Source organism: Deltaproteobacteria bacterium (assembly GCA_019308925.1).
Taxonomy (GTDB): Bacteria; Desulfobacterota; B13-G15; order B13-G15; family RBG-16-54-18; genus JAFDHG01.
The window spans coordinates 1-8,588 of record JAFDHG010000084.1; the positions used below are offsets into that span (position 1 = coordinate 1).

Annotated in this window: 9 protein-coding genes; 6 read left to right on the forward strand and 3 right to left on the reverse strand. The window is 54.9% G+C overall.

Annotation, left to right across the window (positions count from 1 at the left end; translation table 11 throughout):
• The 6 genes from JRI46_11480 to JRI46_11505 all read left to right on the forward strand — a co-directional run.
• The coding region (locus JRI46_11480; GenBank protein MBW2040187.1) for a C4-dicarboxylate ABC transporter substrate-binding protein at positions 1-130 on the forward strand (130 nt) is incomplete at its 5' end.
• Between the two features lie 80 nt (positions 131-210).
• On the forward strand, positions 211-714 hold the full coding sequence (locus JRI46_11485; protein ID MBW2040188.1) for a TRAP transporter small permease: 504 nt from the start codon (positions 211-213) through the stop codon (positions 712-714).
• 70 nt (positions 715-784) lie between these two features.
• The gene (locus JRI46_11490; GenBank protein MBW2040189.1) at positions 785-2,089 is read left to right on the forward strand and encodes a TRAP transporter large permease; all 1,305 of its coding nucleotides are present in this window, start codon (positions 785-787) and stop codon (positions 2,087-2,089) included.
• Between the two features lie 336 nt (positions 2,090-2,425).
• On the forward strand, positions 2,426-3,817 hold the full coding sequence (locus JRI46_11495) for a radical SAM protein (protein MBW2040190.1): 1,392 nt from the start codon (positions 2,426-2,428) through the stop codon (positions 3,815-3,817).
• Positions 3,818-3,830: 13 nt separating this feature from the next.
• Positions 3,831-4,571 (forward strand): 3-oxoacyl-ACP reductase FabG, encoded by a 741-nt coding sequence (gene fabG / locus JRI46_11500; GenBank protein MBW2040191.1) that lies wholly within the window; start codon positions 3,831-3,833, stop codon positions 4,569-4,571.
• A gap of 102 nt (positions 4,572-4,673) precedes the next feature.
• Positions 4,674-5,711, forward strand: a complete 1,038-nt coding sequence (locus tag JRI46_11505; protein MBW2040192.1) for a histone deacetylase — start codon at positions 4,674-4,676, stop codon at positions 5,709-5,711.
• 66 nt (positions 5,712-5,777) lie between these two features.
• Here JRI46_11505 and JRI46_11510 read toward each other — a convergent pair whose 3' ends face one another.
• The 3 genes from JRI46_11510 to JRI46_11520 are packed head-to-tail and all read right to left on the reverse strand — an operon-like array spanning position 5,778 to position 7,977.
• Positions 5,778-6,053 carry an integration host factor subunit beta gene (locus JRI46_11510; GenBank protein MBW2040193.1) on the reverse strand — a complete coding sequence of 92 codons (276 nt, stop codon included), beginning with the start codon at positions 6,051-6,053 and terminating at the stop codon, positions 5,778-5,780.
• A 46-nt stretch (positions 6,054-6,099) separates the two neighbouring features.
• A complete protein-coding gene (locus JRI46_11515) occupies positions 6,100-6,912 on the reverse strand; it encodes a phosphoribosylformylglycinamidine synthase subunit PurQ (protein MBW2040194.1) in 813 nt (270 codons plus the stop codon).
• Between the two features lie 15 nt (positions 6,913-6,927).
• On the reverse strand, positions 6,928-7,977 hold the full coding sequence (locus tag JRI46_11520) for a cytochrome c biogenesis protein ResB (protein ID MBW2040195.1): 1,050 nt from the start codon (positions 7,975-7,977) through the stop codon (positions 6,928-6,930).
• Positions 7,978-8,588: the final 611 nt, after the last annotated feature.

The following is an 8,588-nucleotide window of genomic DNA, read 5'->3' on the forward strand; positions in this document are numbered from 1 at the left end:
GAGCGCCCGCTGGGCAAAGGCTGTTGCGCCGGTTTTGGATGAGTATGCAAAGAAGGCTGAGGGCAAGGGGTTGCCCGGGAAGAAGTACGTAAAGACAATAAAGAAATTGATCAAAAAATACAGCAAATAAAGGATAGGACGGAAAAGGGGTCGCTGTCAGTTCCTCAAGGAGGGCTGCGGTGACCCCTGATTCATTCAACGGAGCAAAACATGACGGGCTTTATCAGGTTGACCCGCGGGTCATCTCGGATAATCAATTGGGTGGCGGGGTGGAGCTTGGTCGGGATGATGCTCCTCACCAGTGCGGATATCGTCTTGCGGCTTTTCAGGCATCCCATCCTCGGCACCTATGAGATCGTGGGCTTTTCAGGGGCGGTGGTGGCTGGCTTTGCCATGGCCCAGACCACCATCGACCGAGGCCATGTAGCTGTGCAGGTGGTGGTCACGAGGTTTTCCCCTCGGGTCCAGGAAGTCATCTACCTGATCACGAATCTGCTGAGCCTCGTATTGTTTGCCGTGCTCGCCTGGGAGTGTGTAAGATATGGCAATGACTTGCGGACCGCAGGGGAGGTGTCATTGACCCTACAAATACCCTTTTTCCCTGTACTCTATGGAATTGCCTTCTCTGCCGCCACTGTCTGTATGGTCATTTTAGTAGACCTCCTGCTGGTGATGACCAGGGGGGCAGAGGCTTGGTACAGGTGGGAGGAATGAGCCCTCTTTTATCGTGGCCTAGTCTTCTTTTCAGCAATAAATTTCATTCTGGTTAATAAGGGGTAGGGAGATGGATCCAACAACGGTGGGACTGATCGGCCTGGTTATCCTTATCATTCTCCTGTTCTCTCGTATGCCGGTCGGATTTGTGATGGCCTTCGTGGGATTCGTAGGATTTAGCTATCTGGTCTCCCTGGAGGGGGGCTTGAGGATTTTTGCCAAAGATATTTACGTTACCTTTGGCTCTTATAGTTTGACCGTGGTACCCCTCTTTATCTTTATGGGGCAGATCGCCTTCCATGCCGGGATAAGTCGCAGGCTCTATGAATCTACATATACCTTTTTGGGGCATTTACCAGGTGGTCTGGCCATGGCCACCATTGGGGCATGCGCGGGTTTTGCCGCCATCTGTGGGTCCACTAATGCCACCGCAGCTACCATGGCCACGATTGCCCTGCCAGAGATGAAGAGGTACAAGTATAGCACAGAGCTGGCCACCGGCACTGTCGCTGCGGGCGGCAGCTTGGGGATCCTCATCCCCCCCAGTGTGATATTTATCGTCTATGGCATCATGACCGAACAGTCCATAGGTAAGCTCTTTGCCGCTGGTATCCTTCCAGGCATCCTCCTCTCCTCCCTCTTTATGTTAACCATCTATACCCGCGTCCGTCTAAAACCAGAGCTGGGCCCTCCAGGCCCCAAGACGAGCCTCAAGGAGAAGTTGCGATCCCTCTCAGGGGTCATTGAGATGTTGCTCATCTTTGGGCTGGTCATGGGGGGTTTGTTCAAGGGCTTTTTTACCCCTACTGAGGCGGGGGCCGCTGGCGCCTTTATCACCCTTATGCTCGCCATAGGTAGGAGACAGATAAACTGGGAGCAGTTTTTGGCGGCCATTTGGGAGAGCGTGGGCATCTCTTGTATGGTCCTGGTAATCGTTGCAGGTGCGACGGTCTTCGGCCATTTCCTGGCCGTGACCAGGATCCCTTATATCCTGGCAGATTGGGTGGCCGGGCTCCCATTACCTCCATGGGCCATCATGGGGGTGATTGTCTTTATCTATCTCATCGGTGGGTGCTTTATGGATGCCCTGGGGATGATCATGCTCACCATCCCCATCTTCTTCCCCGTTGCCGTGAGCTTAGGTTATCACCCCATATGGTTTGGGGTTGTCATTGTCTTAATCACAGAGATGGGGGTGATCACTCCGCCGGTGGGTGTAAATGTCTATGTGGTCAGTGGGGTGGCCAAAGATGTCCCCCTGGAGACCATCTTTAGGGGGATACTCCCTTTACTCGGGGCCTTGATTGTATGCAATATCATCTTGATTATGTTTCCTCAAATCGCCCTCTTTCTGCCAAGCCTTATGGTGAGATAGAGTGAAGTACCATCCTTAATTTTGAATCCCTCTATCCTTCCTGTCCTGTACTGAAGTCGAACTTCCTTGACTAATCACACCTTTTGTGTTTTTCTTTACCGTGAATTCATTCACGGTAAAGATGTGCCATAGGCACATCACTAGACCCCTCGAATCCTAGCCTCCTTGACGACCTTTAGGTCGTCTCTTCAGGGGGGTTCACCCCCTGAAACCCCTAATAAGGTATTTTTCCTTTTTGGGGGTCTGGGGGCCAATGGCCCCCAGAGAGATAGGTCAAAGACCTATCGTATTTTACATAGGCGGAGGTGAGAGTAGACCCTTATGAGGGTTTAGGGGATGCAGATCTTGTTGATCTCGGCCAACAGGGAGAGGATGCCCTATCCTGTAGCCCCGCTGGGCCTCGCCTATATCGCCGGGTCCCTCAAGGCAGAGGGGCATGACGTCCGTGGTGTGGATCTCTGCTTCTCCTCAGACCCTGAAGGGGATTTGGTCCAGATTCTGGAGGATTTCCCCCCTGATTTGATCGGTATCTCCCTGAGGAATCTGGACAACCTCACCTATCCCCCTTCTGTCTCCTACCTGCCGGAGCTGGAGGAGGCGGTGGGGATACTGCGCCGTCGGACCTCTGCCCCCCTCGTCATCGGTGGCTCCGGCTTTTCCCTGACCCCCCTCCCCATGATGCAACACCTGGATGTGGACTTCGGGATTGTGGGGGAGGGAGAAAGGAGCATGGTCAAGCTGGCCCAAAGCTGGGAGGGAGGGGGTTCCCCCCATGGGATCCCCGGGGTATTGATCAAGGGGAGGGATGAGTACCTTCCCCCCCTTCCTTTGGAGTCGCTGGGGGCCCCGGACAGGGGTGTCTTGGACAACCGGAGATATTTGAAAGAGGGGGGGATGGCCAACCTCCAGACCAAGAGGGGTTGCCCTTTTGGTTGTATCTACTGCACCTATCCCCTTTTGGAGGGGAGGAAGGTGAGGTTGAGGGATGTGCATGTGGTAGTAAGGGAGCTGAAGGGGCTCCAGGCGGATCAGGGGGTGGACTATGTCTACTTCGTCGATGGCATCTTTAACTATCCCCCCGACTATACAGAGGCGTTCTGCCGCGAGATGATAGCCCAGGGGGTGAAGGTGAGGTGGACGGCCTTTGTCAATCCCCGGTTTCTGGCCCCTGAGATCATTGAATTGATGATCAAGGCGGGGTGCGAGGGGGTGGAGCTGGGGGTTGACTCGGGCTCACCACAGATATTGGCAAACTACGGAAAAGGATTTGGGGTAGGGGACATCGTACGCGCCTGCCAGCTCTGCCGGGAAGCGGGGCTGAACTTTGCCCTTTATCTCCTCTTGGGGGGTCCAGGGGAGGATGAGGGGAGCCTGCAAGAGACCTTTGACCTCATGGATTGCTTGACCCCTACGGCGGTGATCGCCATGTTGGGGATCAGGATCTATCCCCATACCCCCCTGCAGGAGATCGCCGTGCAGGAGGGGATGATCCAAATGGGTGACGATCTCTTAGAGCCCAAGTTCTATATCTCCCCGCTGATCGGGTCCGAGAGGCTCATCGAGCTCGTCACCGAGGGGGCCATGCAGCGCCGGGGCTGGATCGTTCCTGGTTTAGAGATAAATATCTCCCCTCAGCTTATGGAGGGAATCCGCAAGTTCGGCGTTCGGGGCCCGCTCTGGGAGCTGGTCAGCCGGATGAAGAGGCCGCGGATGCACCCCCTGAGGTGAGGGAAAGGGGAGCATGGACTTTCAAGGCAAGGTGGCCATAGTCACCGGGGGTTCCAAGGGGATAGGGAGGTCCATCTGTCTCCTACTGGCACAGAGGGGTTGCCGGGTCTTCATGAACTACTCCTGGGATGAGGGAGCGGCACAGGATGCCGTCAGGGATGCCCAAAGGGCCCCAGGAGAGGTGATCCCTTATCGGGCAGACGTCACTGATTCCACCCAGGTGACCAAGATGATGAACCAGGTGGAAAAGGAGGGAGGGCGGATAGATATCCTGGTGAACAACGTTGGCATGATCAAGGATGGATTTCTCATGTTGATGGGGGAGAGGGATTGGGAGGAAGCATTGAAGGTCAACCTCACCTCTGTATATCTCTGTTGTCGGGCGGTGGTGCGCAAGATGATCCCCCAAAAGAGGGGAAAGATAGTGAACATCTCCTCTGTCAGTGGGATCATCGGGACCGCTGGGCAGGTCAACTACGCCGCCGCCAAGGGGGGGATCATCGCCTTCACCAAGGCCTTGGCCAGGGAATTGGGGCCCTTTAACATCCAGGTGAATGCCGTAGCCCCAGGCCTGATCGAGACGGATATGATCACTCAGTTGGCCCGTGAGCGGGTGGAGGCCATCGTCCGGTCCACCTCTCTGGGGCGGGTGGGGAGGCCCGAGGAGGTGGCCTGGGCCGTGCTTTTTCTCGCCTCCCCTTGGGCTGACTATATCACCGGGCAAACTATAGTGGTGGATGGGGGGATAGTATAAAAAACAGGGGTCAAGGGGTCGAGGGTTCAAGTGGTCAAGGGAAATACACTAGAATCCTTGACCCCTGGAATCCTAGAACCCTTTTTTCATTAAGGAGCTCTCATGGCAAAAACGGGCATCGTAAGGGATGAAAGGTACTTGGAACATGAGACCGGTTCCTATCACGTGGAAAACCCGGATAGGTTGGTCCATATCTATAAGGCCTTGGATGAACTGGAGGGGCCCTTTGTGGAGATTACCCCTAGAGAAGCGACACGCCAGGAGATCACCGCTGTCCATGACCCGGAGTATGTGGATAGAATCGCCGCCACTGCTGGGGGTCCCATGCGGCATCTCGATCCCGACACTGTGGTCTCACCTAAGACCTATGAAGTGTCTCTGTTGGCTGCGGGCGGCCTGTTGGCGGCCATTGATGCGGTGATGGGGGACCTGGATAATGCCTTCGCCTTGGTGAGGCCCCCTGGACATCACGCCGAGAGGAATCGGGCCATGGGTTTTTGCATCTTCAACAACGTTGCCATCGGTGCCAAATACGCCCTCTCGAAGTATGGTTTAGAACGGGTCCTCATCGCCGATTTGGACCTTCATCACGGCAACGGCACCCAGAGGACCTTCTACTCAACCCCCCAGGTACTCTACTTTTCCACCCACCAATACCCCTACTATCCCGGCACTGGCCACTATACCGAGATTGGGGAGGGTGAAGGACGGGGATACACAGTCAATGTTCCCCTATCCCCTGGCCATGGTGACACTGATTACGCCAATATCTTTAATCATATCCTCCGACCCATTGCCTTGACGTATAGGCCGCAACTGATTCTGGTCTCAGCTGGCTTCGACATCTACTTTCAGGATCCTTTGGGGGGGATGGACGTTACTGAAGAGGGCTTTGCCCGCCTCACCAACATCATCATGGATATTGCCCAAACGGTGTGTGAAGGGAGGTTTGTTATCACCTTGGAAGGGGGGTACAACCTGGAAGGCCTGGCCCGTTCTGTAAGGGAGATGGTGAACGTGATGGCGGGTAAGGTCGCATTAGACAGAGGCGAATGGGAACAGAAAGAGGGAAGAGGATACCCCCGGATTCGGGGGGTCGTGGAAACGGTGAAAGAGACCTTAGGGGAGTTTTGGCGTTGAGGAGGGGTAGCAACAGTCTGAACCATTACTACCCCTTGATATTCCTCCCTCAAAGCCTTTTTGCCCCTAGTGGTCTACCCTCTCTTTCAGCTCTTTGCCCGCCTTGAAGTACGGGAGTTTTTTGGGGGAGACACGTACCGCTTCTCCTGTCTTGGGATTTCTGCCTTGATAAGTACCATAATCTCTGATCACAAAACTCCCGAATCCCCTGATCTCGATCCGTTCCCCCTTTCGCATGGCCTCCTCCATCTCCTCAAAGACGGCTTCAACCACCACCTTGGCCACATTTTGACTTACTTTCGCCCTCTTGGCTACCTCTAGAGCGAGCTCAGATTTGTTCACCCTTTTACCCCCTTTCCGGCCAAAGACCTTTAGTATGTTATGTTACTTAGAGTAAATTTCCCCTGATATACTCCACGGCATTTCTAAAAAAGGCGACACCTGCCCCCTCCTCAGGTAGCTCCTCTCTGGTCCATCTAGGATGATGGGTCCGATGGACGTAGGCCTCGGGATGGGGCATGAGCCCACAGAGCCTCCCCGTCTCATCACATATCCCTGCCACCCCCTCCACAGAGCCGTTGGGGTTCAAGGGGTACTTTGTAGTCGACCCTTGATACCTCTCATCAGTATAGTACAGACAGGTCAACCCCTTCTCCTTGAGCTGCCCCATGATCGATGTGCTGGCGGGCAGGAATTTCCCCTCGCCATGTCTGATTGGTAGATAGACCTTCTCCAACCCCTTGGTGAAGACACATGGCGAATGGGAATTGACCTTAAGATGGATCCATCGATCCTCAAAGCGACCTGAATCATTAAAGGTCAGGGTCACCGTTTGCTCACCATATCCTCCTCCCAGGGCAGGTACCAGGCCCAGTTTGGCCATGAGTTGAAAACCGTTGCAGATCCCCAGGATCAACCTCCCCTTTTGGATAAATCTCATCATCTGATCCCAGAACCTCTCTCCTGTGGTGGCTACCTTGGCGTGCCGGAAACGATTGGCGCAGGCCTTGGCCGCCCCTAGATCATCCCCATCCAGAAACCCCCCGGGGAGGCAGAAGAGGTGATAGTCGTCTAGGCTCCTTTCCCCCCAGAGGAGCTCATTGATGTGGACTATGTCGACCCTATCTGCCCCTCCTAGCTTGCAGGCATAGGCGGTCTCATATTCGCAGTTGATCCCGTTGCCCGCCAGCACGATGACCATAACCTCCTTTGGCACCTAGTCCTCCTGAGATGGCTGCCTCTTCTGTGGTCTGCGAAGGGTGAAGGTGACCACCATCCCGATCATTAGGAGTGTAAACCCCACCCAGACAATAGGCACGCCGGGGTCGCGGGTGACCTGGATCCCCGTGTAATATCTCTTTTCTAAATCTTTAAAGACAAAGACAAAATTCCCCACCTGCCAGCCCTCAATCCCGGAAAAGCGCTTGAAAAGCCAGAAGCTCTCCGGGGGGGAGTGGAGGCTGAAGAGGACCAACAGGATCGCCTCCCCTAGATCATGGACCTTGGCCCGATATTTCATAAAACCGATCTGGGACTGAGTACCAGGGATGGGCCTTATCTGCCCTTGGCCGAGCTTCATGGTGATGGAATCCTCCCTGCCTCCTCTTTTTCTTACCTCCAGGATGGCCTTTGAGGAGCGATCGCTTATCCCATAGGAGGCCTGATAAAAGGTGAGGCCTCGATAGGTTATGGGATGGTTCACCCGCAGGGGCACATGATCGAGGGCCACCTTTTCCCCTTCCATAAAGGTGAGGGTGCTGACATACTCTTTGGGGGAACCATCGGGGTAGAAATCCACATGAAATGCATCGCATCGCACCTTAAACCCCAGCGGTCTCTTCACCCTTTGGGGCGAGTTGAGGAAGATCCCCTTCACGGTCTCCCCCTCCGCAATCTCCACATACCCCCTGAAGCCCCACACGGCCCCGATCAGGCCACCCAATAATATGAGGAGCACGCTCAGGTGGGTGAGGTAGGTCCCCAATCTGGCGTAGCCCTTCTTGGTCTCGCGTACCTGTTGCCAGAGGGCAGGCAGGCGCTTCAAGGAACAGCCGGTCAGGTTGATCACCAAAAGGACCAGCGCCCCGATGAACCACCATGAGTGGTACATATCCAGAAGGCCGAGGCCCTTGAGGACGTAATAGGTCTCTTTACTGTAGAGGCGGAGGTACTGGTGCTCGGAGGCGTTTTGGGGGATGATGGTCCCGATGACAGACAGCGCCGCCAGCAGGATCAACAGGGGCACGGTCAATTTCAGGGAATACAAAAAATTTCCCCTTTCCTTACTCCTTTTCTCTTTCCCCCCTTTCACCCTTAAGTCCCTATAACAACAAATGGTTATTAAACCCTCGGGAGGGTTTACACTCACTCCGCCCCCTGAAAATATCAGGCAGGTCGAAGACCTGTCTCTCTGGGAGCCTTTGGCCCCCAGACCCCCAAAGCTTCCAGGAAAAAGATCCCCTCCCACCAGGGGAGGGGATTCCACTAAGGAATCTCCCTCACCAGGGGTTTCAGGGGGCTTCGCCCCCTGAAGGGAGGTCGACAGTGTAATTGAAGGCTGAAAAATCACCCAGCCATTTTTTATAACTGTTTATTTTGACGGTAAAATTTCATATCATACCCCCTCCATCCATGTCAAGGAGAAAAGGGCCCATCCCCGTAATCCTTCAGTCTTGGGGGGATGGGCTTCAAAGGGCCTCTTGTCCCCGAGCGAAGTTGCTGGGAGCGGTGGGGCACCCACCGAGGGAGAGCAGGAAGGGGAAAGCCCCGCCTTTAGAGCGGGGAAGGGGCAAGTATTCCCCGCCTGCGAACCCCGAAAGGGTCACCGCGAAAGCTCTGAAGCGAGGGGATAAGAGGCCCTCCTCCCCTGATAACTGA